The organism is Rhizobium herbae, assembly GCF_017873135.1.
Lineage (GTDB): Bacteria > Pseudomonadota > Alphaproteobacteria > Rhizobiales > Rhizobiaceae > Pararhizobium > Pararhizobium herbae.
This window is the reverse complement of the sequence record NZ_JAGGJV010000006.1, coordinates 294,495-320,658: the sequence shown is the minus strand read 5'-3', so window position 1 is coordinate 320,658 and position 26,164 is coordinate 294,495. Positions and strand designations below refer to the sequence as shown.

The 26,164-nt window shown below is 61.8% G+C and carries 25 protein-coding genes; 6 read left to right on the top strand and 19 right to left on the bottom strand.

From position 1 onward, the window contains the following. Nucleotides 1-315: 315 nt before the first annotated feature. From J2Z75_RS18095 to J2Z75_RS18075, 5 genes are all read right to left on the bottom strand, one after another. Nucleotides 316-1,413 (bottom strand): HPP family protein, encoded by a 1,098-nt coding sequence (locus J2Z75_RS18095; RefSeq protein WP_209854324.1) that lies wholly within the window; start codon nucleotides 1,411-1,413, stop codon nucleotides 316-318. 157 nt (nucleotides 1,414-1,570) lie between these two features. Beyond that, nucleotides 1,571-3,097 (bottom strand): ABC-F family ATP-binding cassette domain-containing protein, encoded by a 1,527-nt coding sequence (locus tag J2Z75_RS18090; protein WP_209854149.1) that lies wholly within the window; start codon nucleotides 3,095-3,097, stop codon nucleotides 1,571-1,573. Nucleotides 3,098-3,448: 351 nt separating this feature from the next. Next, complete coding sequence (locus J2Z75_RS18085) at nucleotides 3,449-4,204, bottom strand: ABC transporter ATP-binding protein (protein WP_209854148.1); 756 nt, start codon at nucleotides 4,202-4,204, stop codon at nucleotides 3,449-3,451. Then, complete coding sequence (locus J2Z75_RS18080; RefSeq protein ID WP_209854147.1) at nucleotides 4,198-5,265, bottom strand: FecCD family ABC transporter permease; 1,068 nt, start codon at nucleotides 5,263-5,265, stop codon at nucleotides 4,198-4,200. Before J2Z75_RS18080 ends, J2Z75_RS18085 begins: the two co-directional genes overlap by 7 nt. A 4-nt stretch (nucleotides 5,266-5,269) precedes the next feature. Beyond that, nucleotides 5,270-6,397, bottom strand: a complete 1,128-nt coding sequence (locus J2Z75_RS18075) for an ABC transporter substrate-binding protein (protein WP_234937437.1) — start codon at nucleotides 6,395-6,397, stop codon at nucleotides 5,270-5,272. 123 nt (nucleotides 6,398-6,520) lie between these two features. On the opposite strand from J2Z75_RS18075, the gene J2Z75_RS18070 reads away from it, so the two are divergent. The 4 genes from J2Z75_RS18070 (at nucleotide 6,521) to J2Z75_RS18055 (ending at nucleotide 10,136) form a co-directional block, all read left to right on the top strand. Beyond that, a complete protein-coding gene (locus tag J2Z75_RS18070) occupies nucleotides 6,521-7,339 on the top strand; it encodes a class I SAM-dependent methyltransferase (RefSeq protein ID WP_209854145.1) in 819 nt (272 codons plus the stop codon). A gap of 82 nt (nucleotides 7,340-7,421) precedes the next feature. Further along, complete coding sequence (locus tag J2Z75_RS18065) at nucleotides 7,422-8,528, top strand: aminotransferase class I/II-fold pyridoxal phosphate-dependent enzyme (protein ID WP_209854144.1); 1,107 nt, start codon at nucleotides 7,422-7,424, stop codon at nucleotides 8,526-8,528. A gap of 10 nt (nucleotides 8,529-8,538) precedes the next feature. After that, nucleotides 8,539-9,156 (top strand): helix-turn-helix transcriptional regulator, encoded by a 618-nt coding sequence (locus J2Z75_RS18060; RefSeq protein WP_209854143.1) that lies wholly within the window; start codon nucleotides 8,539-8,541, stop codon nucleotides 9,154-9,156. Further along, nucleotides 9,153-10,136 (top strand): ornithine cyclodeaminase family protein, encoded by a 984-nt coding sequence (locus tag J2Z75_RS18055; RefSeq protein WP_209854142.1) that lies wholly within the window; start codon nucleotides 9,153-9,155, stop codon nucleotides 10,134-10,136. Before J2Z75_RS18060 ends, J2Z75_RS18055 begins: the two co-directional genes overlap by 4 nt. On the opposite strand, the gene J2Z75_RS18050 is transcribed toward J2Z75_RS18055, so the two are convergent. Continuing rightward, on the bottom strand, nucleotides 10,111-10,536 hold the full coding sequence (locus J2Z75_RS18050) for a MerR family DNA-binding protein (RefSeq protein WP_209854141.1): 426 nt from the start codon (nucleotides 10,534-10,536) through the stop codon (nucleotides 10,111-10,113). The genes J2Z75_RS18055 and J2Z75_RS18050 overlap by 26 nt on opposite strands. A gap of 58 nt (nucleotides 10,537-10,594) precedes the next feature. On the opposite strand from J2Z75_RS18050, the gene J2Z75_RS18045 reads away from it, so the two are divergent. After that, nucleotides 10,595-11,416, top strand: coding sequence for a MauE/DoxX family redox-associated membrane protein (locus tag J2Z75_RS18045; RefSeq protein ID WP_209854140.1), 822 nt, complete (start codon nucleotides 10,595-10,597; stop codon nucleotides 11,414-11,416). A 49-nt stretch (nucleotides 11,417-11,465) separates the two neighbouring features. On the opposite strand, the gene J2Z75_RS18040 is transcribed toward J2Z75_RS18045, so the two are convergent. The 4 genes from J2Z75_RS18040 to J2Z75_RS29540 all read right to left on the bottom strand — a co-directional run bounded on the left by J2Z75_RS18040 (nucleotide 11,466) and on the right by J2Z75_RS29540 (nucleotide 14,117). Continuing rightward, nucleotides 11,466-12,323, bottom strand: a complete 858-nt coding sequence (locus J2Z75_RS18040; RefSeq protein WP_407692781.1) for a metal ABC transporter substrate-binding protein — start codon at nucleotides 12,321-12,323, stop codon at nucleotides 11,466-11,468. A 65-nt stretch (nucleotides 12,324-12,388) separates the two neighbouring features. After that, a complete protein-coding gene (locus tag J2Z75_RS18035) occupies nucleotides 12,389-13,252 on the bottom strand; it encodes a metal ABC transporter permease (protein ID WP_209854138.1) in 864 nt (287 codons plus the stop codon). Then, nucleotides 13,249-13,992, bottom strand: coding sequence for a metal ABC transporter ATP-binding protein (locus J2Z75_RS18030; protein WP_209854137.1), 744 nt, complete (start codon nucleotides 13,990-13,992; stop codon nucleotides 13,249-13,251). Before J2Z75_RS18030 ends, J2Z75_RS18035 begins: the two co-directional genes overlap by 4 nt. Continuing rightward, nucleotides 13,989-14,117, bottom strand: a complete 129-nt coding sequence (locus J2Z75_RS29540; RefSeq protein WP_268842083.1) for a hypothetical protein — start codon at nucleotides 14,115-14,117, stop codon at nucleotides 13,989-13,991. Before J2Z75_RS29540 ends, J2Z75_RS18030 begins: the two co-directional genes overlap by 4 nt. Before the next feature lie 348 nt (nucleotides 14,118-14,465). On the opposite strand from J2Z75_RS29540, the gene J2Z75_RS18025 reads away from it, so the two are divergent. Continuing rightward, on the top strand, nucleotides 14,466-14,930 hold the full coding sequence (locus J2Z75_RS18025) for a Fur family transcriptional regulator (protein ID WP_234937409.1): 465 nt from the start codon (nucleotides 14,466-14,468) through the stop codon (nucleotides 14,928-14,930). Between the two features lie 104 nt (nucleotides 14,931-15,034). On the opposite strand, the gene J2Z75_RS18020 is transcribed toward J2Z75_RS18025, so the two are convergent. The 9 genes from J2Z75_RS18020 to J2Z75_RS17980 form a co-directional block, all read right to left on the bottom strand. Then, on the bottom strand, nucleotides 15,035-15,892 hold the full coding sequence (locus J2Z75_RS18020) for a metal ABC transporter permease (protein ID WP_327791269.1): 858 nt from the start codon (nucleotides 15,890-15,892) through the stop codon (nucleotides 15,035-15,037). Then, the gene (gene sitC / locus J2Z75_RS18015) at nucleotides 15,889-16,746 is read right to left on the bottom strand and encodes an iron/manganese ABC transporter permease subunit SitC (protein WP_209854136.1); all 858 of its coding nucleotides are present in this window, start codon (nucleotides 16,744-16,746) and stop codon (nucleotides 15,889-15,891) included. Before sitC ends, J2Z75_RS18020 begins: the two co-directional genes overlap by 4 nt. Beyond that, a complete protein-coding gene (locus J2Z75_RS18010) occupies nucleotides 16,746-17,651 on the bottom strand; it encodes a manganese/iron ABC transporter ATP-binding protein (protein WP_209854135.1) in 906 nt (301 codons plus the stop codon). The genes sitC and J2Z75_RS18010 overlap by 1 nt, the downstream gene beginning before the upstream one ends. Next, the gene (locus J2Z75_RS18005) at nucleotides 17,648-18,556 is read right to left on the bottom strand and encodes a metal ABC transporter substrate-binding protein (RefSeq protein ID WP_209854134.1); all 909 of its coding nucleotides are present in this window, start codon (nucleotides 18,554-18,556) and stop codon (nucleotides 17,648-17,650) included. The genes J2Z75_RS18010 and J2Z75_RS18005 overlap by 4 nt, the downstream gene beginning before the upstream one ends. Before the next feature lie 149 nt (nucleotides 18,557-18,705). After that, nucleotides 18,706-20,211, bottom strand: coding sequence for an aldehyde dehydrogenase family protein (locus J2Z75_RS18000; RefSeq protein WP_209854133.1), 1,506 nt, complete (start codon nucleotides 20,209-20,211; stop codon nucleotides 18,706-18,708). Then, nucleotides 20,208-20,690: a (2Fe-2S)-binding protein gene (locus J2Z75_RS17995; protein WP_209854132.1), complete on the bottom strand. Its 483-nt coding sequence runs from the start codon at nucleotides 20,688-20,690 to the stop codon at nucleotides 20,208-20,210. The genes J2Z75_RS18000 and J2Z75_RS17995 overlap by 4 nt, the downstream gene beginning before the upstream one ends. Further along, nucleotides 20,687-23,842, bottom strand: coding sequence for a molybdopterin cofactor-binding domain-containing protein (locus J2Z75_RS17990; RefSeq protein ID WP_209854131.1), 3,156 nt, complete (start codon nucleotides 23,840-23,842; stop codon nucleotides 20,687-20,689). Before J2Z75_RS17990 ends, J2Z75_RS17995 begins: the two co-directional genes overlap by 4 nt. Before the next feature lie 2 nt (nucleotides 23,843-23,844). Further along, nucleotides 23,845-24,714, bottom strand: a complete 870-nt coding sequence (locus J2Z75_RS17985) for an aromatic ring-hydroxylating oxygenase subunit alpha (protein WP_209854130.1) — start codon at nucleotides 24,712-24,714, stop codon at nucleotides 23,845-23,847. A gap of 21 nt (nucleotides 24,715-24,735) precedes the next feature. After that, entirely contained in the window at nucleotides 24,736-26,121 is a 1,386-nt protein-coding gene (locus tag J2Z75_RS17980) for an amidohydrolase family protein (RefSeq protein WP_209854129.1), read from the bottom strand. Nucleotides 26,122-26,164: the final 43 nt, after the last annotated feature.

The window sequence follows — 26,164 nt, the reverse complement described above, 5'->3', positions numbered from 1 at the left end:
TTGCTGTCCACCCTCTTGGGGGAAAGGTTGCATAATTTTGCAATTGTGTGCAAGCATTAGATCAAGTGAAACATGATAGTTTTATGACAAATTTATGACGAAATCGTTTGAGACGGTTCTCGCCTCCCGCAGAATTTGCACAGGATTGCAAAAAGCGATTGACCTCGAGGCGATGCTTCAACAGGAGGACGTTTCAGCTTGCCGTCCGGCCGAATTCGATCACTCTGGATGCTTGCCGCCGCCGCCGGTGCAATAGAAGACTTGCGTAAAATCGCCGGGCTTTGAAAGAAACGCCGGGATCGCAAATAATCCAGGCTACCCAGACGTCGGGAATGTTCGCGCCACCGCGCTGAGCAGGTCGGTCTGGGATATCAATCCGACAATCCGCCGGTCCTCGTCGACGATGATGACCGCGTGGCTCCGTCCGTCCGTCAGCACCGGCAGCAGGGAGAACGCCGGATCGATCGCCGAGGCGGTGGCCGCCTTCGACAGGAGTTCGCCGACGCGCCCGCCTGACCTCGAAAGTTCCCGCAGGCCGATCGTTCCGACCAGCCGGTCATGCTCATCCCTGACCGGCAGCGTGCGGATATTGTGCTTCAAAAGAAGCTCTCGCGCGTCAGTGGGATCGGCATGCTCGTCAATGGAAATGACATCGCGGGACATGATGTCGGCGCAGCTGATATCGCCATGCGCGCGGATGGTCGCCTGTAGCGCGACCTGTTGGAGCAGACGGCTGAGATCCCCCCGGTCGATGTCGAAGGTTTCATCCAGCGTCACAAGCGCCGCATCGACATCCTCATCGCGAAAGCCGACCCGCAGCGACGGCGGCACATCCGCGGTCAGGTGAGTATTGACCACTGCCTTGGCTGCGACATGAGGATAGTTTCGCCGCGCGAGCTTGTGAAACAGCAAGCCGAGCCCGACGAGAATGCATGAATTCAAGCCGACCGGGACAAAGGGAAAGAGCAGGCCCCAACCGGCAACGACCGGCCCGCCGAGCACGGCGGTCAGCGCCGCAGCACCGCCGGGCGGATGAAGGCAGCGTGCAAACGACATCGCGCCGATTGCCAGCGATACGCCGACACCGATGGCGATGATCGGGTCATGGATCAGATAGGCCGCGATGATGCCCATCAGCGCCGAAATCGTATTGCCGCCGATGATCGACCACGGCTGCGCCAGAGGGCTGGCAGGAACCGCAAACAACAGCACAGCGGAAGCCCCCATCGGCGCCACGATCAACGGCAGATGCGGCCCCTGCCCGAACAGGTAACCGCTGATCAGGCCCGTCAGGCCGATGCCGATCAGCGCGCCGACGCAGGCGATCAACCGTTCGCGCAAGGTCGCGCCGGCCAGAATCGGCGCGAACATCCGAAAACGGCCGTCCGATTTTGGCTTTTGAGGATGGGACATCAGGAAACCGGACGCGCGGAGAGATAAGATCGGGATACCGGCGCGCATGATCCCGTTTCCCGGCTATAGGAAAATCATATACAAAGCGCAACGTCCAAAACGGCCGCGCGCCGAGGCGGCATTGGGGAGCGTCCGGTTTTCCGGCCGCCCCCGTTGCTTATTCAATCCTCGCCGCGGCAGCGAAAAACCCTTCCGGGCTTTCGACTTCGACCAGCTTCTTCCTGTCGATCTGCCAGAAGCGGTTGCCGACCGCGCGAACGAAACTGCGGTCGTGCGAAACGAAGAGGCAACTGGCCTGATGCGCCATCAGCTCACCTTCCAGCGCTTCCTGACCATCGATATCCAGATGGTTCGTCGGCTCGTCGAGCAGATAGACGTTCGGGTTGGTCAGCCGCAGGACGAGCATGCCGAGCCGCGCCTTCTGTCCACCCGAGAGTTGGCCGACCGGTCGTGCCTGCAACTCTATTGCCATGCCGGCGCCGGCAAGCAGCGCCCTTGCCCGCTGATCGCCGATATCGAAACGGCGAATGATCGTCTCCATCGGCGTTTCGGCATCGCGGAGATCGGCGAGCGCCTGATCGCCATAGCCGAGCACCAGCGAGGGCGTCGCCTTGATGCCATCCTGCGCTATCTCCGGCTGTTCGATCGCCTTGCGGAGCATGGAGACGAGGCGGGTCTTCCCAGTACCGTTGGCGCCAAGCAGCACGATCCGGTCGCCCTGGCAGACGAATTGCCTGCCGGTCCTGAACAGCAACGTGCCGTCGGGTGTCTGAACCGCAGCATCCTCCAGCGTGATCAGCACCTTGGCGTGGGTGCCGCGATTGGCAAGCCTGATCGCCCCGGCGGAACGCTCCAGATGCGCGGGCTTGGCGGCATCTTCGAGTTTGTCGGCCCGCTGCCTCAACTGCTTGGTCTTCACCACCAGCAGGTCGCTGCCGGAGTTGATGCCGATATTGTTGAGCTTGGCCGCCTGCTTGCGCAATTGCTCGGCGACCTTGATATCGCGCTGATAGCGGCGTTCATCGGCAGCGTCGGCATCATCCAGCGCTGCCCGCGCCCGTGTGTAGGGCAACGGAAAGATCGGCGATTGCTCCGTCCGGAGAAAGAGCGTGCTGTTGGTCACCGTGTCGAGGAAGGCCCGGTCGTGGCTGGAGATAATCACCGGCACGTCGCGTGGCAGCGCATTCAGCCACGCCTCGAGCATGGCGATCTTGCCGAGATCGAGATGGTTGGTCGGCTCGTCGAGCATCAGCACATCCGGCTCGGTCACCCAGACGCGGGCCAGCATGGCGATGCGTTGCCAGCCGCCGCTCAACTGTTTCAATGGACGCTGCCGCAGGGCTTCCGGTACATCGAGCGATTCCAGCACCACATCGACACGCCAACTCTCGCTCTCCTGCTGGTCGGCGGGGAGTGCGTCGAGTACCACGGCATAGAAAGACATGTCGGACAAAGCAGGCGGTACATTCTGCTCGACATAGCCGATCGTCAGCCCGCGCGCCTTTGTGATGTCGCCTTCGCTCGCTTCAAGCACACCGGCAATGCAGCGAAACAGCGTCGATTTCCCGCGGCCGTTGGCGGCGACGAGGCCGATGCGGTCGCCGGCATTGACGACGAGGTTGAGCCTGGAGAAAAGCCGGCTGCCCAGCACGATGCCGAGATTGCGGATGTTGATAAGGGTCATGATCGTTCTCTGGTCTTGCCGCACGGTCATCCATCGAGGGCTCTCAGGCCATCATCGATGCGATGCGTCAGGCGCGGCGGATATAAAAATGCAAGCGGCTCAAGTCATTAACTCAAGCGCCGCAGTGCCACGAAGGGCAGACCAGAAGGCGGTTTTCTTAAGAGAAACGGACTTTGGTCAGCCCTGCAAACGCATTTGCAGGGCGTTGACGGGGCCACGCTGGCGATGGTGCCGGAAATATGTGTTCATTGCGCAGCCCTCCTTTCTCGATATACGCACTCATAACATCCGATTCCGGGAACCGCAATCGCCCCACATCGAGCAAAAGCTGGCTCGACCCGCTGCGGAATCTCAGATGATCGAGTGATCGACGATGACGACCGGCTTGCCGTGCGAGCACATCTCGACCCGCGCCTCGACCCGGTAGATATCGCGGAGCATCGCCTCGGTGATCACGTCGCCGGTCGTGCCGCTGGCCACCATCGCGCCCTTGGCGATGACGATGGTGTTGTCGCAATAGCGCAGTGCATGATTGAGATCGTGCAGGGCGATCAGCACCGACATGCCCGATTTTGCCGCCAGCTTGCGCATGAAGCCGAGCACCTCGATTTGACGAAACAGGTCGAGCGCCGAGGTGGGTTCGTCCATCAAAAGAACTTCGGGCTTGCGGACCAGCGCCTGGGCGATAGAGACGAGCTGGCGCTGACCGCCGGAAAGCTCGCCCAAGCCACGGAAAGCCAAATCGTTGATCCGCAGCGCCTGCAGGATGCGGTCGATCTCCAGCAGTTCGCTGTCGCGTACCTTCCAGCTGGATCCCTGCTTGCTGGCGAGCAGGACCGATTCGTAGACCGTCAGCACGGCATTGGCGCCGGTATCCTGCGGCATGTAGCAGATGGTCTCCGGCCCCTTCAGCGTATCGGAGAGCACCACCGTTCCCGGTCCCGAGGCAAGCCCGGCGATACGCTTGAACAAGGTGGATTTGCCGGCGGCATTAGGCCCGATCACTGCGGTCATGACGCCGCCGTTCAGAATATCGGTATCCACGTCCGACAGCACCGTGTGCTTGCCGTATTTCGCGCCGACGCCTTTCAGCGTAAGGCCTACCATGCCCGCCTCCGGTTGGTGAAGATCAGCACGAAGAAGAACGGCACGCCGACAAGGGCGGTGATGACGCCGATCGGCAGGATGGCGCCGGGAATGAGCGTCTTCGAGACGATCGAGGTCGTCGACAGCAGCAGCGCACCGCAGAGAACGGAGGCTGGCAGAAAGAACCGCTGGTCTTCGCCCACCAGCATGCGGGCGATATGCGGGCCGACCAGCCCGACGAAACCAATGGTGCCGACGAAGGAAACGGGAATGGCGGCGAGCAGGCTGACCGTCATCATCGTATGCAGCCGCAGCCGGCGCACGTTGATGCCGAGGCTTGCCGCCTTGTCTTCGCCGAGACGCAGCGCCGTCAGCGCCCAGGCATGCCGCGCAAACAGCGGGATGGCGAACAGGAGGACGGCGCCGGTGATCCAGACCTTCGGCCAGGTCGCCTTGGTGAGACTGCCCATCGTCCAGAAGACAACGGCGGCCAGCGCCTGTTCGGAGGCCAGATATTCGAGCAGCGACAGCAGCGCATTGAAGGTGAAGACCAGCGCGATGCCCAGAAGCACGATCGTCTCGACGGTGACACCGCGCATGGTGGAGGCGAAATGGATGAAGAGTGCGGCGGCCATTGCCATCAGGAAGGCGTTGATCGGGATCATGTACTGGACGGCAGCCGGAAAGATCGCCACGCCGCCGACGAGACCGAGTGCCGCGCCGAACCCGGCGGCGGCGGAAATGCCGAGGGTAAAGGGGCTGGCCAGCGGATTGGCGAGAATGGTCTGCATCTGCGCGCCGGCCAGCGACAGCGATGCCCCGACGGTGATCGCCATCAGCGCGATCGGCATGCGGATATCCCAGATGACGACGCGCAGCTGATCACTGACCGATTCGGCATGAAACAGCGAGGTCAGCACTTCACGCAGCGTGTAGTTGGCCGGCCCCAGCGCCATGTCGATCGATACGCTCAGGAACAGAGCCACCAGCATGCCGCAGATCAGGGCAATCCGGCGAAAGGCGAGAGCGCGATACTGATCGCGCCCTGTAGTCGTTTCGATCTGTTCGGCGGCGACGGCCATCGGACTATTCGTCCTTCAGGGAGACGAAATAACCGGGCTTGTAGTCCAGCGGCAGGAAACGCGCATGCAGCTCCTTGAACGTGGCCTCAGGATCGAGGTCCTTGAACAGGTCTGGATGCAGCCATTTCGCAATCTCCTGGATCGCCACGAACTGGTACGGATTGTTGTAGAACTGGTGCCAGATGGCGTGAACATTGCCATCCTTGACAGCCTTGACGCCGGTGAAGGCAGGGCGCGTGGTCAGGTTTTCGAGCTTGCGATGCGCTTCGGTGAGGTCGGCGCCATAGCCGACGCCAACCCAGTTGCCGCCGGGAACGTAACCTTGCCAGTTGCCGCCAGTGATGATGATCTGGTCGGGATTGGAAGCGATGATCTGCTCCGGATTGACGGTACCGAACGTGCCTGGAATGATGTCCTTGGCCATGTTCGTGCCGCCGGCGATTTCGACCATCTTGCCGAAATTCTCATTGCCGAACGACATGCAGCAATCGTCGGAATAACCGCCGGCGCGCTCAACGAACACCACTGGCCGGGCCGGGTCCTGCTTGGCAAGCACGTCCGTAACCTTGGCGATGCTGTCGGCACGGAACTTGATGAAGTCTTCAGCCTTGGCTTCCTCGCCGAGCAGCTTGCCCATCACCCGCATGCTGGCCTCGGTGTTTTCCATCGGCTTCTCGCGGAAGTCGATATAAACAAGCGGAATGCCGACCTTGGCGAGTTTTTCGATATAGCCTGCTTCTTCGGTCGCCGTCTTGGCATCGAGATTCATAATGACGACGTCGGGCTTCAGCGAAACGGCCTGCTCGATATCGAAGGTGCCGTCCTTCATGCCGCCGAACGTCGGCAGCTTGGCGATCTCCGGATATTTGGCGAGATAGGCAGCATAGCTTTCCGGATCGGCCTTGGTCAGATCGTCCCGCCAGCCGACGACGCGCTTGAAGGGAGCATCCCGGTCCAGAGCCGCGACGAAATAGATCTGGCGGCCTTCGCCGAGAATGACATGTTCGACCGGCACGCTCACTTCGACATCACGGCCCGTCACATCCTTGATGACGACCTTCTCGCCGGCCAGTGCCGTGCCGGAAAAAAGCGCGCAGAAAGCTGCGGCGACCAAGGTCGCCTTGCCGAACATACCCATTGTTTTCAACTCCATCGGGGAAACTGTGCGCTTCGTAAATATCATGATATTGACAGTCAAGTTATATCTTTTAGAAGCATTCCAGGAACCGGCCACTTCGATTCAAGGCAGCATATTATGAGCGATACTCCACGACTGACGAATTACGACCTGCGCGACGAGATAAAAGCCTATTGGTCGGCGCGCGCGGCAACGTTCGATCAGTCGCCCGGCCACGAGATTTTCTCCGAGGAGGAACGCGCCGCCTGGCATCGCCTGATCGTCAAGCACCTCGGCAGTGGCGATGGCCGCATGGCGCTCGATCTGGCGAGCGGCACTGGCGTGATCTCACATCTGATGGACGATCTCGGTTTCAAGGTCACCGGCCTCGACTGGGCCGAACCGATGCTGGAGCGCGCACGCAACAAGGCAAAAACGCGCACCCGCAGCATCACTTTCCGCATTGGCGACGCGGAAAACACCATGGAGCCCGACAATCACTACGATGCGATCACTAACCGGCATCTCGTCTGGACGCTGGTGGACCCCGTCAAGGCCTTTGCCGAATGGCTGCGGGTGTTGAAACCCGGTGGAACGCTGCTGGTGATCGACGGCGATTTCGTCAACACGACCTTGTTCGAACGCATGCTGATGAAACTCGCCGGCTGGGGGCAGCGCTACCGGCTCCTGAAGAGCGATCCGCTTCATGCCCCGCCCGGCATGATGGAAACCCATCGCAGCATCCTGTCGCGGGTCTATTTCTCGCAAGGGGCACGGGCCGAAGCCGTTGCTGGCCTGCTGGCTCAGGCCGGGTTCGAAAATATCACCATCGATACAGATCTGGGTGAGATTCACCGGACCCAAGCCAAAAACTGGAATGTCCTGAAGGGCATGGCCCGCAGGACTCAGCATCGATATGCGATCCGGGCCATCAAACCGGCATGGGCACAAATGTAGACAAAATTTCTATTCGATACTTTATTGTCTACATTCTCCATGCTAGACAAGCCGCACAGCCATTGTCGCGGAGATCACCAGCATGCAGATCGAGGAATTCACGCTCGAACGGATTCAGTCGCTCTACGAAAACCTCGTTGAGTTCAATCTCTCCGACAGCGGCGTCCATCCCTATTCGCTCAAGGAACTGCTGACGCCCGATCAGCTGCTCGGGCTGCATGAGGTAGAACTCGGTTACGGCTGGACCAATGGCGGCGTCGAGCTGCGCGACACCATCGCCCGGCTTTACAAGGACCGCGACCGCGAAAACGTCATTGTTACCAACGGTTCGGCGGAAGCGAACTTCATTCTGGTCATGACCCTGCTGGAACCCGGCGACGAGCTGGTGCTGTTCGTGCCGAACTACCTGCAGATCCGCGGCTGGGCGAAGGCGCTCGGCGTCACAGTCAAGGAGATCGTGCTGCGTGAGGAGCTGGGCTGGCTGCCGGATCTGGACGAGGTTCGCGCCGCGGTGACGCCGAAGACAAAGCTGATCAGCCTGTGCAACCCCAACAATCCGACCGGCAGCCTGCTGCCGCGCGAAACGATGGATGCACTTGTCGCTATCGCCCGCGAACATGACGTCTATCTGCATGCCGACGAAATCTACAAGGGTTCGGAGCTGGATACCGAGGAATCCATCAGCTTTGCCGATCTCTATGAAAAGGCCGTTGTCACCGCCGGCCTCTCCAAGGCGATGGCGCTTCCGGGCCTGCGGCTCGGCTGGTTGGTCGGACCCGCAAAGGAAATCTACGGCACCTGGCAGCGCAAGGACTACACCTCGATCACCACCGGCGCGCTCAGCGAACACATCGCCAATATCGTTCTACAGCCGGCCAAGCGCGCGGAAATCCTGTCGCGCAGCCGCCGTCTGCTGCGGGAAAACCGTGCCCTGCTGACGTCCTGGATCGACGCCCACAACAATCTCTTTTCCTACCTGCCCCCACGGGCCGGCGGCATGGCGTTCGTGCGCTACAACCGGGACATCAACTCATCGGTGCTGGTCGATCGTATCCGGCAGGAAAAGAGCGTCATGCTTGTGCCCGGCGATGTCTATGGCCTCGATGGCTATATCCGCATCGGCATCGGCGCACCGAAACATCATCTGGAGGTCGGGCTGGGCCGACTGGCGGACTTCATGAGAGGTTGAGGAGCGACGGATGAAACCAGAACTCGCTCCCTATGCGGCCGTTTGCGATGGCGTCGCCCAGCTGTTCCAGCCTTTCGTCGAGGTCGTCCTGCACGACCTCGAAACGGAGACGGCAGCGCATATCGCCGGGAATTTTTCCAAGCGCGAGATCGGTGAACCGTCGCTGCTGCACGAGATCGATTTCCGGCCCACCGAGCGTCTTCTCGGCCCCTATGAAAAGGTCAACTGGGATGGCCGCCGGATCAAGTCGATCAGCATCATCGTGCGCGACGGTACCGAGCGACCGATTGCCGTGATGTGCATCAACGCGGACGTCTCGCATTTCCACGCGGTGATGCAGACATTGAGCGCCTTCGCCTCGGTCCCGGTCGATCATGCCAAGCCGGCAAGCCTGTTCAAGGAGGACTGGCACGAGCGGATCAACGAGTACATCCAGAACTGGACCGGTTCGCGCGGACTGATCATCTCGGACCTGACACGTGAGCAGAAGCAGCAGGTGGTCAAGGATCTCTCCGCCGACGGCGCCTTCGGCGGCAGGAACTCGGCTGCCTATATCTCGCGCATTCTCGGCATGGGCCGTGCGACCGTCTACAAATACCTGAACCAGGAACGATCGGCCGAAGAATGATCATCCTGTCCCGATCGGAAATCGAAGCCGTGGTCGATCTCGGCAGCGCATTGGGCACCATCGAAGCGGCCTACATCGCCGCATCCGAAGGCCGGGCGACGATGCCGCCGGTCGGCTATCTTGCCTTTCCGGAACGGGATGGCGATTGCCATATCAAATACGGCCATATCGCAGGCGACCCCAGCTTCGTCGTCAAGATCGCATCCGGCTTCTACGGCAATCCGTCGATCGGGTTGCCGACGTCGAACGGGGTGATGCTGGTCTTCTCCGCCAGCACCGGCGTTCTGGAGGCGATACTGCTCGACGAAGGCTTCCTGACTGACCTGCGCACCGGCCTTGGCGGCGCCATCGCCACCCGGGCGCTTTGCCGGCCGGATGCGCGGCGCGTGGCGATCGTCGGCACCGGTATTCAGGCCCGATGGCAGATCCGCTGCCTCCGGCAGGCGATGAAGCAAACGCCGCTCGCTTTCAGTATCTGGGGCCGCTCGGAGAACAAGGCACGGGAAACGGCAAGCGCCTTGGCGAGCGAGGGCATCGACCTGGAGGTCGCGCCCGACCTTGAGCGCCTCTGCCGTGGCGTCGATATTATCATCACCACCACACCGTCCCGCGAGCCGCTGATCCACGATGCCTGGATCCGGCCCGGCACGCATATTACCGCGATCGGGGCCGATGCGCCGGGCAAGCAGGAACTGGACACGTCGCTCGTCATCCGCGCCGATCGCCGCATCGGCGACCGGCTCGAACAGTCGCTGGATCACGGCGAATTCTCCACCGTATTCAAATCCGGATTGATGGCGCGCAAGGACTGCGCCGAGCTTGGAGCGGTTCTTTGCGGAAAGGCCGCTGGCCGGACACGTCCCGACGACATCACGATTGCCGACCTGACAGGCATAGCCGTCCAGGACATCGCCATAACGAACTCGATCCTCGATGCCTACCGGCTTTCGTCAGTCAGTCACCCTCGAAAGCCGCGATGATGGGGCACGGGCCGCTTGCGGTCGCGCCGCAGGCATCGGCGAGCCGGCGGAGCGATTGACGCGCAGCGCTCAACTCGGCAATTTTGGCATCGAGCGCAACGATGCGCTCCCGCGCAAGCGCATGAGCGCGATGACGGTCCTCGCTGGCATCCAGCTCCAGCAGTTCGCCGATCTCATCGAGCGTAAAGCCCGCCGTCTGGGCCGAACGAATGAAGCGCAGGCGGCGGACATCGTCGTCTCCATAGCGCCGGACGCCGCCGGCAGCACCTACGCCACCCGTGCGCTGTGGTGTGCCAAGAAGACCCCGCCGCTGATAATAACGCACTGTCTCCACGCCGACGCCGCCTGCGCGCGCCAGCCCGGCAATTGTTGTTTCCTTCATCGCTTGACTCCGTACCACGGTACAGACCTTATAGTCCCTGCAATCGATCGAACCAAGCGAAATGAAAGATTGCAACATGCTCGACAAAACATCCCGGACAGCCACCCTTTACCGGATGGTCATGGACACCCACACCTGCCCCTATGGCCTGAAGGCCAGGGATCTGCTGCAGCGGCAGGGTTACACGGTGGACGATCACTGGCTGACGACGCGCGACCAAACCGACGCATTCAAGGCCGAACACGCCGTCAGGACGACGCCGCAAACCTTCATCGACGGGGTGCGCATCGGCGGCTACGATGATCTGCGCCGGCATTTCGGCAAGACGGTCCGGGACCCGAAGGCCGTTACCTACCGGCCAGTGATAGCCGTCTTTGCCGTTACCGCGCTGATGGCGGTTGCAACCAGCTACGCCGCATATGGCACCATCTTCACGGTCCGTGCGGCGGAATGGTTCATCGCCTTCAGCATGGCTGTACTGGCTATCCTGAAACTCCAGAATATCGAGAGTTTCTCGACGATGTTCCTGAACTACGACCTGCTGGCGAAGCGCTGGGTTCGTTACGGCTACATCTATCCGTTCGCGGAAGCCGGCGCGGGTATGCTGATGATAGCCGGCGCGCTCAACTGGGTTTCGATCCCCGTCGCACTGTTCATCGGCACCATTGGAGCCGTGTCGGTGTTCAAGGCCGTCTATATCGACAAGCGTGAATTGAAATGCGCCTGCGTCGGCGGCGACAGCAATGTGCCGCTCGGCTTTGTGTCCCTGACGGAAAACCTGATGATGGTGGCCATGGCAATCTGGATGCTGGCGATGATGCTGTCCGGCACCGGCGCTGAACACGCCATGCCGGACCTCGGCATGATCCATGGCAGTCTTTCAGGCCCAGCTGGTTAATATCCCCAAAGGCAGGCAGGGCGGCAAATCCCGCCACCCTGCCTTGTTCCTATTTGGCGAATGCCGTCGCAACCTGATCAACGTTATAACGGAACATCTTCAGATACGAAGAAGCCGGCCCGTCCTTGTCGGACAGGGATTCCACATAGAGCTCACCGCCGGGCTTGGCACCTGTCGCGGTGGCGATCTGGTTGACAAGCTTGGGATCATTCGAATTCTCGATGAAGTAAACCTTGACCCCTTCGGCCTTGATCTGGTCGATGAGCTTGGCAACGTCGGCGGCAGAGGCTTCCGTCTCGGTGGACAGGCCGACCGGCGAGAGGAACTTTACTTTGTATTCCCGGCCGAAATATCCGAATGCGTCATGGCTCGTCAGAACCTTGCGCTTGTCGTCGGGTACCGCGTCAAGTTTGGAATGCGCATAGGCGTCGAGCTGCTTCAGTTCAGCGAGATATTTTTCAGCATTGGCGCGGAAATGCGGGGCATCCTGCGGATCGGCCGCCGACAGCGCCTTTTCGATATTCGTCACCCACAGCATGACATTGACCGGGCTGTTCCAGACATGGGGGTCGGTCACCTCTTTGCCGTCCTCTTCCATCTCGCGGGTCTTGATCCCCTCGGAGGCGACGGTTGGCTTGCCCGTATATCCGGATGCGGTAATCAGCCGGTCCATCCATCCTTCCAGACCTTCGCCGCTGACGAACACCACGTCGGCCTCTTTCAGGGCCTTGGCATCGTCAGGGGACGGCTCGAACTCATGCGGGTCGCCGTTGGGGCCGACCAGGCTCCTGACGTTGACATGAGTGCCGCCGATTTCATGGACGACGTCGGCAAGCACCGTGAAGCTCGCGACGACCTCCAGGGTCTTCGCCGAAGCGAGCGGTGCCGACGCCAGCAGCGAGATCATCGCCGTTCCGACAAGGATCAACTTCCGTAAATGTGCCATCGGGCACTCCTTATGTTTTGCATCGTTCAGATGCGGGCTGGGAAAAGACGCCGGACTGCGCCGGAAGGGCAGAAAAGCAGCGAAAGGCAATAGGCGGCAGCGGCGACCAGGATGATCGTCGGCCCCGATGCCAATCCGAAATGGTAGGAGATGATCAGCCCGAGAAGGCCGGAGACGGCCGCCACGCCGGCGGCGATGAGCATCATGACAGGCAGGGTCCGTGCCCAGAGCTGGGCAACGGATGCGGGCAGCATCATGAGGCCGACCGCCATCAGCGTTCCCAGGGCCTGAAAGCTTGCAACCAGGTTGAGAACGACCAGAAACAGAAAGAGGACATGGTAGATCGCGCCGCCGCCGCGCACGGAGCGCAGGAAGCCGGGATCGAAGCATTCGACGACCAAAGGCCGGTAGACAATGGCGAGCGTGACGACCGTAAACGACGTGATCGCGCCCACGAAATAGAGAGCCGTTGCGTCGATGGCGAGAATGGTGCCGAACAGCACGTGAAGCAGATCGATGTTGGAGCCGCGCAGCGAGACGACCAGCACTCCGAGCGCCAAGGAAGCCAGATAGAAGCTCGCAAAGCTTGCATCCTCCTTCAGCACCGTCGTGCGGCTGACCAATCCGGAAAGCAGAGCAACGATCAGGCCCGCGACGATGCCGCCGAGCCCCATGGCGGGAAGGGAAAGCCCGCCCGCAATCAGGAAGCCGATTGCCGCACCCGGGAGGACCGCGTGGCTCATCGCATCGCCGACAAGGCTCATCCGCCGCAACATCAGCAGCACGCCGATCGGTCCCGATCCGATCCCCAATGCGACGCAGGCGATCAAGGCACGGCGCATGAAGCCGTATTCGACGAACGGATGGATGACAGCCGCATAGAAGCTCATGCCGCGAACCCCTCGCCGGGGGGGTGGCCATGGAGGTTTTCCGCCATCGTCCTTGCCCGAAGCAGATTCTCCGGCGTCAACGCGGTTTCGGTGGAACCCCAGCTGATCGGGCGGCGAGCCATCAGGAGCGTCTGCGGAAAATGCGCGCGGATCTGATCGAAGTCATGCAGGACGGCGATGACGGTCCGTCCCGCCCCGTTCCAACGTTTGACGATCGCCAGCAGATCACGCGTCGTTCCGGCGTCGATAGCGGTGAATGGTTCGTCCAGCATGATGATCTCCGCGTCCTGAAGCAGAAGACGGGCGAACAGGACACGCTGGAACTGGCCGGCAGAAAGGGTGCCGATATGGCGGCGTTCCAGCCCCTCCAGCCCGACCGATTGAAGCGCATCCCTCCCCTTTCGCGCCGCCTCACGCGACACGCCGCCGAAAGCGCCCGTCCGCCCCCACATGCCCAACATCACCGTATCGGCGACGGACAGGGGGAAGTGACGATCGATCTCGGCAGCCTGTGGCAGATAACCGAACCTGGAACCCTTGGAAGTTCCCCTTTCGATGCTTCCCGAGGACAGCGAAAGCTCGCCCATCACGGCTTTGAGCAGCGTCGATTTTCCCGCTCCGTTCGGCCCGGCGATCGCGGTCAGGCTTCCCGGTTCGAACGATCCGGTGATGCCCTGAACGGCAAGCAGCCGGTCGTAGGTAATGGAGACGTCGTTCAGCCGAACCGCGCCCTGTCTCATGGCAGAGCCACCGCCCAGGCGATCGCTGCCCACAACGCGACAAGCAACACGCCAATTGCCGCCACCCGGACCACGGACGAAAACGCCATGACTGACGCGCGGAAAGGGTCGAAATCGAATTTCATATCAACATTCTTTGACGTTATATCATAACAAACCGATTGCTAGCCGACGATCCCGGTCGTTGTCAACTCCCTGTCGAATCAAAAAGCCGCGGACAACAAAGCCGGACCAGATAGCGGTGTTCGACATCCCGGCGATCAACACGCTGACGGTCTCGGCGTGGAAATCGCAGGGCTTCCGTCCAACCTCTATCTGCCGGAACTGGCACATCTGAAGGATGGATACGGTCGTCGGCGATATCTCCGAGCCCAACCTCGAAGCATTGAGCGAACGTCAACCGGATCTCATCACGTCGGCGGCGATTTGTTCTCCTCTCGACTGACAGTATGGAATGGGCGTAGAAGGAATCGATGACGAAAAAGACGACTGAAATCGCAGAAGCGACGGCCACGCTGGAGCGGCTTTGCCGGGAGAAAGGGCTGCGCATTACCGGCCCGCGGCGCATCATCGTGCAGGTTCTTGCCTCGTCCGACGATCATCCCGATGTCGTCGAGCTTCATCGCCGGGCGACCGCCGTCGATCCCGGCATTGCGATCGCCACGGTCTACAGAACCGTCAAGCTGCTTGAGGAAAATCGCATCGTCGAACGCCACGCCTTCGGCGACGGGCGCGGCCGGTTCGAGACGGTCGATCAGGTCCATCACGATCACCTGATCGATGTGGATACCGGCAAGGTGGTCGAGTTCCATTCGGAAGAGATCGAGGCGCTTCAGGAAGAAATCGCCCGCCTGCATGGCTACACCATCGTCAGCCACCGGCTGGAGATTTTCGTCAAGAAACTCGACAAAAACGGCTCCACGAGCGATTCGGAGTGAACGGTCTTTTCTGTGCGGGAACCGCACCGTCCTGATTTTTCAACTTTCAGAAGATGGCAAAGCGCCGGCGGGACCGGATCCGTAATCCGGCCCCTTGTCATGCCTCAACGCATCTCGGCTTTCGCCCCACCGGCCTCGCTCCGCGCCGCTGTGCGGGTGGCATGGACGAAGGCGGCAATGAAGGCGGCCGTCATCAGAAGGACGATGGTCGGTGCCGGGGCGCTATCGATGAAAAAGCTCAGATAGACGCCGAAGAAGGACGCGACAACCGCGACGGCCACCGCCAGCATCAGCATCGTGCTGAACTTCTTGGTCAGCAGGAAGGCGATGGCGCCCGGCGCGATCAGCATGGCGATGGCGAGAATGATGCCGACGGCCTTCAGCGCGCCGACAATCGTCAGCGAAATCAGGCAGAGCAGGCCGTAATGCAGCAGCCTGACTGGCAGGCCGACAGCTTTCGCCTGTGCAGGATCGAAGGCGTGCAGCAGAAAATCCCGCCATTTGACCGCAATGATGCCTGCCGTGATCGCCGCGATGACGGCCGTTTCGGCGATATCGCGCCAGCCGACGCCGAGCATGTCGCCAAACAGGATATGATCGAGATGCACGTCGGACTGGATCTTGACGTAAAGCACCAAGCCCAGACCGAACATGCCGGAAAAGACAACGCCCATCACCGTGTCCTGCTTGATGCGGCTGTTGTCCTTGAGGAAACCCGTGGCAACCGCGCAGAACATGCCGGCTGCGAATGCTCCGACGGCGAAAGGAAAGCCAACGATATAAGCAATGACCACGCCCGGAAAGACCGCATGGCTGATGGCATCGCCCATCAGCGACCAGCCCTTCAGGACCATGAAACAGGAAAGCAACGCGGTTGGAACCGCCACCAGAACCGAGATGACGAGCGCATTCACCATGAACCCGAACTGAAACGGGGAAAGCAGTGTTTCGATGGCGGTCACAGGCCTGCCTCCAGTCCCTGGTTTGCCCGACGGCGGGCAGCCAGCATTCCGTGCTTGGGGGCGAAGAAGAAAGCCAGGAGGAAAATCAGCGTTTGCAGAACGACGATGATGCCGCCGGTCGCGCCGTCAAGAAAATAGCTGGCATAGGCGCCGGTAAAACTGGTCAGCGCGCCGATGACGACGGCAATGACGAGAAGCCGTGGAAAACGGTCGGTCAGCAGATAGGCGGTCGCACCCGGTGTGACGACCATGCAGATGACGAGGAACGCGCCGACGGTCTGGAGAGCGGCGACCGTCGAGGCGGACAAAAGCGTGAAGAACATGATCTTCAGCGCCGCCGGGTTGAGGCCGATCGAACGCGCGTGGTTTTCATCAAAGAAGACCACCATCAGGTCCTTCCACTTCACCAGAAGAATGGCGAGCGAAACGAAGCCGATGATGGCGAGTTGCAGCGTATCCTGCGGCGTGATGGCGAGGATATTGCCAAGTACGATCGTCTGGATATTCACCGATGTCGGCGACAGCGACACCATGAACAGCCCGAGACCGAAGAAGGAGGAAAAGATCAGGCCGATGATCGCATCTTCCTTCAACTTGGTCCGCTGGTTGAGAAACAGCATGGCGGCGGCGGCAAGGCCGCCGGAGAAGAAGGCGCCGATGGAAAACGGCAGACCGAGCATATAGGCGCCGGCAACCCCCGGCACGATCGCATGCGAAAGTGCATCGCCGATCAGCGACCAGCCCTTGAGCATCAGATAGCAGGACAGGAAGGCACAGACGCCGCCGACCAGCGCCGACACCCACATGGCGTTGACCATGTAATCATAGGTGAAAGGTTCGAACAGCAGCGCCATCAGTCCTTGCCTCCGGCGCCATCTGCCGGGTCGCGTTCGACCGGTTCGTCGCCATAAAGAACGAAGGGTCTTTCATCGTCGGAGATGAAACCGACCGGATGCTGCTTGCCGCCGTCGGCGCCGCTCAGAACGAAATGCCGCAGCACGCCACCGAACGTTCTTTCGAGATTGGCCTGCGTAAAGGTTTCCGCCGTCGGGCCGTAAGCCAGCACGGTGCGATTGAGCAGAACGGTGCGATCGCAGAATTCCGGCACACTGCCAAGATTGTGGGTGGAAACCAGCATCACCCGTCCCTCGTCACGCAACGCGCGCAGCAGTGTGATGATGGCGTCCTCCGTCTTGACATCGACGCCGGTGAAAGGCTCATCGAGCAGGATCACGCGCCCATCCTGGGCAAGCGCGCGCGCAAGGAAGACGCGTTTCTTCTGGCCGCCGGAGAGTTCGCCGATCTGGCGTTTGCGAAAATCGCTCATGCCGACGCGGGCAAGCGCCGATGATACCGCTTCATGGTCCACGCTCCTGGCTCTGCGCATCATGCCCATATAGCCGTAGCGGCCCATCATCACGACATCTTCGACAAGTACCGGAAAGTTCCAGTCGACATCCTCGCTCTGCGGAACATAGGCAATGAGGTTCTTCTTGAGCGCTGCGTCCACCGTCTGGCCAAGCACCGAAATGGACCCCTTCGATGTGCGCACGAAGCCCATGATCGCCTTGAACAGCGTCGATTTGCCGGAGCCGTTCATGCCGACCAGCGCGGTGATCGTCCCGGTCGGAATGTGGAACGTGGCGTCATGCAAAGCCGTATGACCGTTGCGGTAAGTCACCATCGCATCCGTGACGGAAATGCCTGAGCCCCCCTCCAAGGAAGGGGGGCTTGCAAAGGAATGGACCTGAGCGTTCATTCGGCAAGACCGTTGGCAATAGTGTCGGAGGTCACGCGCAGCAGGTCGATATAGGTCGGAACAGGACCATCGGGCTCGCTGAGGGAATCGACATAGAGGACGCCGCCGTATTTGGCGCCCGTCTCCCGCGCAACCTGTTTTGCCGGATTGGCCGAGATTGTACTCTCACTGAAGACGACAGTGATCTTGTTGGCCCGGACCGCGTCGATGACCTTACGAACCTGCTGAGGCGTTCCCTGCTGGTCGGCATTGATCGGCCACAAATACAGCTCCTTCAGCCCGAAATCGCGTGCCAGATAGCTGAACGCGCCCTCGCTCGATACCAGCCAGCGCCTGTCTTGCGGAATGGCGGCAAGCTTGGCCTTGATCGGATCGACGGCATCCTTGATCTTCTGCTTATACGCAGCAGCGTTTGCCTTGTAGGTCTCGGCATTCTTCGGGTCGTATTTCACGAAGGCATCGCGGATGTTGTCGACATAGATTGCCGCCGCGCTCGGGGACATCCACGCATGCGGGTTGGGCTTGCCCTGATAGGGGCCTTCGGAAATCCCCATCGGCTCGACGCCGTCCGAGACCACGACACTCGGAACATCCTCGACGTTCTGGAAGAATTTTTCGAACCAGAGCTCCAGGTTGAGACCGTTCCAGAGGATCAGCTGCGCCCCCTGCGCCCGGCGAATATCGCCCGGCGTCGGCGCATAATTATGGATCTCCGCCCCGGGCTTGGTGATCGATTCGACGATCGCGGCGTCACCCGCAACATTCTGGGCGATATCGGCGATGACGGTAAATGTCGTAACGGCCTTGAATTTCTCCTCGGCTGCCGCCGGCGTTGCCGCTACGGCAAGCGCGATTGCGGCCCCCATCATTCCGGCCAGCGCCGACCGCCTCACCCTATCGAGCATCCGCGTCTCCTTATTGCGACTAAGTTTCAACTACAACAATAGGCGATGTCGCCTTTATTGCAAGTGCGAATTAGTCGCAATAATGACTTTTAATGGCCGAACTTCAACGCGGAGCATACCGGGCGTCAGAGCCCCGGGTAGGCGACGCCTCATATGACGGCGCAAACGGTCTTTGTTTCCAGATAGTTTTCCAATCCCTGCGCACCGTTCTCATAGCCCCAGCCGGACTGTTTGTGCCCGCCCTTGGGCAGTTCCGGAGAAAAGTAGGAATGGCAGTTGATCCAGACAGTGCCCGACCGGATGCGCCCTGCCAGCCGGTGGGCGGAACCAAGATCCGCCGTCCAGACGCTGGCGGCAAGGCCGTAAGGCGAGTCATTGGCATAGGCGACGGCTTCATCGACATCGTCGAAGGGGGTTATGGCCACGACGGGACCGAAGATTTCCTCGCGCATTATCCGCATGTCCGCGCGAACGCCGGTCACCACCGTCGGCTGGAAGAATGCGCCGTCCTGCCCGCCTCCGGCAATGATCGTCGCACCGTCGCTACGCCCTTCGGCGATATATCCGGCCACCCTGTCCGCCTGCTTGCGGTTGACCAGCGGCCCAAGATCCACTTCCCGATCGAGCCCGTGGCCGAGGCGCAGCTTTGACGCCTCCCGCGCCAGCCCCTCGACCAGCCGCTCGTGCACAGAACGATGCGCATAAACCCGCGAACCGGCGACGCAGACCTGACCGGCATTGGCAAAGATACCGCGTGCGATGCCCGGGACAGCGAGAGCGAAATCCGCGTCGGGCAGGACGATGGCGGGCGATTTGCCGCCGAGTTCCAGCGTCAGCTTCTTCAGGTTCCCCTGCGCCGCGCCGAGGATCATCTTGCCGACTTCGGTCGAGCCGGTGAAGGCGACCTTGTCGACGTCCGGATGCGCCGTCAGCGCCGCGCCCACGGTTTCGCCAAAGCCCGTGACGATATTGGTGACGCCTGCGGGCAGGCCCGCGTCCAGCATCAACTCACCGAGACGCAGCGCCGTCAGCGATGTCTCTTCTGCCGGCTTGAGCACGACGGTGCAGCCGGCGGCAAGCGCCGGCGCCAGCTTCATCGCCGCCATCAGCAGCGGCGAATTCCAGGGCGTGATGGCGGCAACGACGCCGATCGGTTCGCGGGTGGTATAGGCGAACATTTTCTTGCCCGGCGGCTGATAGCCGATCGAGGTCGGGATCGTCGAACCGAGGATCTTGGTGGCGAAACCGGCAAAATAGCGAAACTGCTCGGCAGCAGCCGGTATTTCGCCGAAGCGGCCGGTCTTCAGGGATTTCCCCTGATCAAGCGTTTCGAGTTCGGCGAGTTCATCCGCATGCGCATCGATCAGATCGGCGATGCGCCACAGCAGCTTGCCACGGGCGGATGGGGTCATGCCGCGCCAGAGATCACTTTCGAAGGCGGCGCGGGCCGAAGCCACGGCGCTGTTTGCATCGTCTGCCGTCCCCTTGGCAAGTTCGGCCAGACGGCGGCCCGTTGCCGGATCGAGCGTTTCAAAAACGGAACCGTCGGACGCATCGACCCAGGCGCCACCGATCAGGTGTTGCTTGCGCGACCGGGCGAGAAAGGCCCTGGCCGCTTCATTGGTCGGCTCGCTGTTGCGGATGATGACGGTCATTGTGTTTCTCCGGCGAGTGCGGCCACGGCGGCAAGCGCGCCGCGAATGATGGAATGATAGCCGGTGCAGCGGCAGAGATTGCCCTCCAGGGCGGCACGGATATCGGCCTCGCCCGCATCCGGCTTTTCCCGCAGCAGGGCCGTCAGCACGATCGAGAACCCCGGCGCGCAATAGCCGCACTGGAAGGCGTTTTCTGCCGCAAGCGCTTGACGGATGACCGTCGCTTCGGAAAGACGATCGAGCCCTTCCGGCGTGACGATGTCCGCCCCTTGCAACTGCCAGGCCATCAGAAGGCAGGCATTGACTGGCACGCCATTCATCAGGACGGTACAGGCACCGCAACGGCCGATGCCGCAGGCCTTCTTGGCAGCCATATGCCCAAAATCATCTCGCAACAGGTCAATCAGGCACGCATCGCCGGGCGCATCGAGCTGGATGATTTCACCGTTGAGACGAAACGTGACGTGTTCGCCGGTCATGCGCGGCCTTCCATGGTATCAAGCAGCATCTGCGGATCGAACGGCGTGCAGACCGGCCAGATGCCGATGGCATTCGCAACCGCATTGGCGACAGCCGGAGTAACGGCGCCGATGCCGAGTTCGCCGACACCGCGCGGGCCGAAGGGATCGTCCGCATCCAGCGTTTCCAGCGCATGCACCCGCAGCGTCTCCGGCGCATCGGCGATGCCCGGCAGCATGTAGCTGTCGAGGTTGCCTGTCACGAAAAGTCCGTTCTCCATGATCGCATCCTCGCTCAGCGTGAAGCCGAGACCTTGCAAGCCGCCGCCTTCGATCTGGCCGAGATAAGCGGCGGCATCCAGCACCGGCCCCGCCGCCGTGTGCTGCACGAGATCGAGAACGCGCACCTGACCGGTAATGCGGCTGACGGCGACCCGCGCCAGCGTGGCGCCGAAGGCAAACAGGAAACGGGCATTACCGTACTGGTATTCCGTCTTCGGAAAATCGAAGCTTGTCGAGACAGAGGGCAAAGCGTCGGGGCCGAGCGCATCGGCAAGCTGGCGGAAGTTCAGGAGGGGCACGCCACTGTTCGATCCGCGCTCGCCGATACCGCCAGCCATCAGAACAAGCTGTGAGACCGGCCGCTTGAGCACGCCGGCAGCACCGGTCAGGATATTTTGCGAGAATTCAGGCGCTGCCAGCGCGGCAGCCTTCCACACGACATAGGTACCCCGCGACGCGGTGGTCGAGCCGGATTCCGGTGTTGCTGCGGTATCGCCCGTCACGGCGCGGATATCGGCGCGGGCGCAGCCCAGCGCGCTTGAAACTGCCGCCTGAACGGAGGCCAACAGCCCCTGCCCCATCTCGTCCAGTCCATACAGCGCCTCGATCATGCCATCCGGTGCCAGCCGCAGCCCGCCGCCTGCCGGATCAGGCGGCAGGGTGCCGAGACCGTTGCCCTGATAATTCAACGCCATGCCGATACCAAGAACCTCGCTGCCATCCGGCGACAGGCCACCGGGCTTCCGCCAGAGCGAATCGGCCTGCGCGGCGGTGAGCATTTCAGCCAGCCGTTCAGAGGGCGCGACCCGTTGGCCGAGCGTTCCCGGCATGCCTGGCTGCCGCAGATTGCGGCGGCGCATGTCGAGGGGATCGAGGCCGCAGACTGCGGCCAGCCTGTCCATCTGGCATTCGACTGCAAAGGTCATCTGATTGGCGCCAAAGCCGCGAAAGGCACCGCAGACCCCGTTATTGGTATAGGCAAGCCTGCCGCTGCTGGCGACATGCGCAACAACATAGGGGCCGCAGGCATGTTCAAGCGCTGTTTCGAGAACCGCCGCACCGAGAGAGACATAGGCCCCGGCGTCGCCGATAACCTCCACTTCCTGGGCAAGAAGCATCCCTTCCCTGTCGCAGGCCGTGCGCATGCGGATCGTCATCGGGTTGCGCTTCGTGCCTGCCGTCACCGATTCCGCCCGGTCAAGCTGCAGGCGAACCCGACGGCCGGTCTTCAAGGCCAGAAGCGCCAGAGCGGGCTGTACGGTCAGTTCGTCCTTGCCGCCGAAGGCGCCGCCGGTGGGACTGGTGACAACGCGGATCCTGTCTTCCGGCATTGCCAGGATTCGCGACAGTTGCAGACGGTCGCGGCTGCCATGCTGGCCGCCCGCGCAGACGGTCAATATTTCGTCTTCGTCGACGAAGGCATGGCCACCTTCGGTTTCCATGAAGCCGTGCATCTGCCTCGGCGTCTCATAGGTGGCCTCGATCACATGGGCGGCATGGGCAAAGCCGGTCTCGATATCGCCCTTCGAAAAGCTCAGGGCACATTGCAGATTGCCGCCGTCATGGACCGCTTGCGCATCCGGCAGGAGGGCCGTGCGCGGATCGGTCACCACCGGCAGCGGCGCATAGTCGACCCGGATCAGGGCAAGTGCCCTTTCGGCCGTTCGCGCATCGACGGCGGCGACAGCGGCCACCGCGTCGCCGGCATAACGGACGGTGTCGAAACAGAAAGCCGGCTGGTCCTGGATGACGATGCCGAAGGCATTGTCTCCGGGGATATCCCGGTGCGTTACGACCGCGGCGACACCGGGCAGCGCTTCCGCGGCGCTGGTATCGATCGAAAGGATACGTGCATGCGGGATGCCGGCGCGCAGGATGCGCCCGACCAGCATGTCCGGCGTGCGGTGGTCCGTCAGATAGGCAAATGTGCCGGCGACCTTGGCGGGACCATCGGGACGGACATGCCAGCGATCGCCATACGCGGCTTTCGACAGCAGCGTTTCGGCCACCGGATTGCCGGACGCATGCATCATGTCCACGGCGCCTGGCTGGGTGTCGCCCGGCAGTGCGCCGCTGAGACCGTAAACGAGCGCATTGGCAGCGGCATGGCACCGATAGGCAGCTGAGCGGAACGCATCGCCGGGCGCTGCGATTTCCGTAAGGAGACCGGCGTGTATCCCGGCCCAATCGACTTCCGCAAGAGGCCGGTTCGCAAGCATCCGCTCCGTCCGTAGCAATCGGGCCGGCATGACACTACCGCCACCGACAGCAAGCCGGGCAGCTTGGATCGTGTCTCCATCGAGATCGAGTACGGCCGAGATGCCGATGATGCTTGGCGTGAACGCGGCGCGCAGGCCGATCTTGCGCTGTGTCCAGCGGCAACCGGGCTTTGGGCGGGGAATAATGATGGTCTCGATGACAACGGGGCGGCTATGGTCTTCCGCAAGCCATGCGGCCAGCGATACCGTCCGTCGCCCCTCAAGCGTTACGATTTCCAGCGACGCATCCAGTGCCAGAAGGGACGGCAAGAGACAGCCGGTTCGCCCGGCGATATTGCCGCCGACGGTTGCCAGATTGCGCACGGCGGGGCCTGCGACAGTTTTCGCGACGGCGGTCAGTAGTGGCAGGGCAGCAGCCAGTGCGGCATCGCGCGTCAGCTGCGCAAGCGGGACGAGCGCGCCGATGCGGACCTTATCAACACCGACCTCGATCGACGACAGTCCCACGATCCGCGTCAGATCGATCAGCCGTTGCGGCCTTGGCTGGCCTTTCGCCCATTCGAGCTGAAGCGCCGTGGCGCCGGCCACAAGGCGGGACGAGGGATCGGCGGCAAACGACAGCGCTTCGTCTGCCGAAGCCGCGCGCACCACCGTGAACCCACTTGCGGCCATGGTCACGCAGCCCCTGCCGTGGTGCCGAAACGCAGACCTTTTTCCTTCAGCCAGCGGCGATAGGCGATGGAGGAGCTGTCGGCGCGGGTCGGGATTTCCTGACGGGGTTCCAATGGCAGCAGAAGCGGGCGCTGGTTTTCCACGATGATGCGGTCCTGCAGGAAGATGACCTGTTCGAAATTGAGCAGCGCGGTCTGCGTCGAGGTATCATCGACCAGATACATCACCGGCTGGGCCCGGCAGAGCCCCTCTTCCAAAGGCTGGATGAACAGCGCAATGGCATCCAGCCGATTGGGCGAGGTCGGACAGACCCGGTAGAGCATCACCACGAAAGGATTGGGCACGCGGTAGGTCAAGTGCACGAAGGCGCCTTCGGATTCGGTGGCGGCGATGCGCGGCTGGAAGAAGGTGCAGTTCGTCGCCCAGACCTCATCGACATCGCGGCGGATTTCGCTGAGATAACCCGGTACTTCCGTGTGCGGTTCGGAGCCGAGAATATCCGCATGGACGAAGGGGAAATGCGCCATGTCGAGGAAATTCTCAACGACGCGCAGGCCCGAGGCGCGCATCTTCACCCAGCCGCACGGCACGAAACGGCGATCGTCCTCGCCCGCTTCCATGATATCGAAGATCTCGCGCCGGGGCGTTCCGAGCGTCGTCCAGATGCAGCCGTAGCGTTCGCGCACGGGCAGAGGCAGGCCGAATGAACCATCGTCAAGCAGCTCGCGGACGACCGGGGCACCGCCTTCGTCGCGGTAAAGCTCGATCTCCTGTCCGAGCAGGCGCGTGCGCACCGGCTGGGCCGTGAGGTCCGCGCCCGTTTCCACGGCGTACCACTCGTCAAGCGCTGCCCTGTCGGTCGTCTTGCTCATCCGCTCAGGCTCCCTTTGCCTTCATTGGGTCTTCTGGGTCCATTGGACCGTCCCGCCGGCGTTTTCTGCCAGAAAGGCGGCACGGCGGGCGAAATGCCCCGGCGCCAGCCTGTGGATTTCACGGATGATCTCCTGAATATCCGCCGTTTTCAGCACACCATCCTCGACCAGGATCTGTCCGTCCACCATGGTCAGCGACACGTCGCCGCCGCGCACGGCGTGAACGAGATTGTGCTGCAGGTTGAAATACGGCCCCTCCCCGAAGAGCGGCGTCATGCGCGGCGTGTCCGTGCGCACGGCAATGATATCGGCCCGCTTGCCCACCTCGATGGAGCCGATTTCATCGTCGAGCCCGATCGCCTTTGCGCCGGTGATCGTCGCCATGCGCAGTACCTGCCAGCTGTCCATGGCGGCCGCATCCAGGTCCTTGAGCTTGCCGAGCAGCGAGGCGACCTTCATTTCCTCGAACATGTCGAAATTGTTGTTTTCCTTCTCGCCATCCGTACCGATGCCGACAGGAATGCCTGCCGCCAGCATGTCGCCGACCAGTGCGATGCCGCTGGCGAGCTTCATGTTGCTGACGGGATTGTGTGCCACGGATACCCGGTGGTTGGCGATGAGTTCGATTTCGGCGGCATCGAGCCAGACACCATGGGCGATCATGGTTCGCGGCGCCTCGAAAAACCCGAGGTCCTCCAGCACGAACATCGGCCGCTTGCCGTAGCGCGTCTGGAATTCGGCAAGCTCGATCTCGGCTTCGCTGCAATGGGTATGGAAGCCGGTGCCGTGCTTCCTGGCGATCTCGATGGCGCGTCTCTGGCCCGCCTCGTCGGCATAAAACAGATGTTCGAGCCCCACCCAGACATTGACCCGGCCGCCGGCCTTGCGATGCCATGTCTCGATCAGCGCCTCGTTCATGTCGAGCGTATCGAAATAGTTGTATTCGGGATGCTCGCCGACATAGGGCACGGCCACCAGCCGGTTGCCGATGGCCTCGGCCGCCTTGGCACTGCCGTCCATGAAACGCCACATGTCGACGACGGTTGTGGTGCCGCCAAGCACGGATTCCGCATAACACAGCCATGAGGCGGCTTCGGCTTCATGGCGCTGCAGGACGCGGTGCATGGGATTGATATGCAGCGTCAGCCAGTCCCAGACCGGCAGATGCTCGGCCGTGCCGCGCAGGAAGCCCGAATGGGCGTGGGCGTTCACCAGACCCGGCATCAGCACGCTGTTGGCCACCTGCTTGACCGGCACGGCGGCATGCACGGTCTGCAACGCCGCAAGCGTGCCAACGGCCGCAATGCGGCCATCCTCGATCAGCACCGCGCCATCCGGCACGACGCTGTTTGCGGCATCCATGGTGAGCAGATAATCGCCTGCCAGAATGATACTGTCCGTCGTCATGGCCGCAGCCTCCCTTTCGGCTTTTTCAATCAGGCCATGCAAA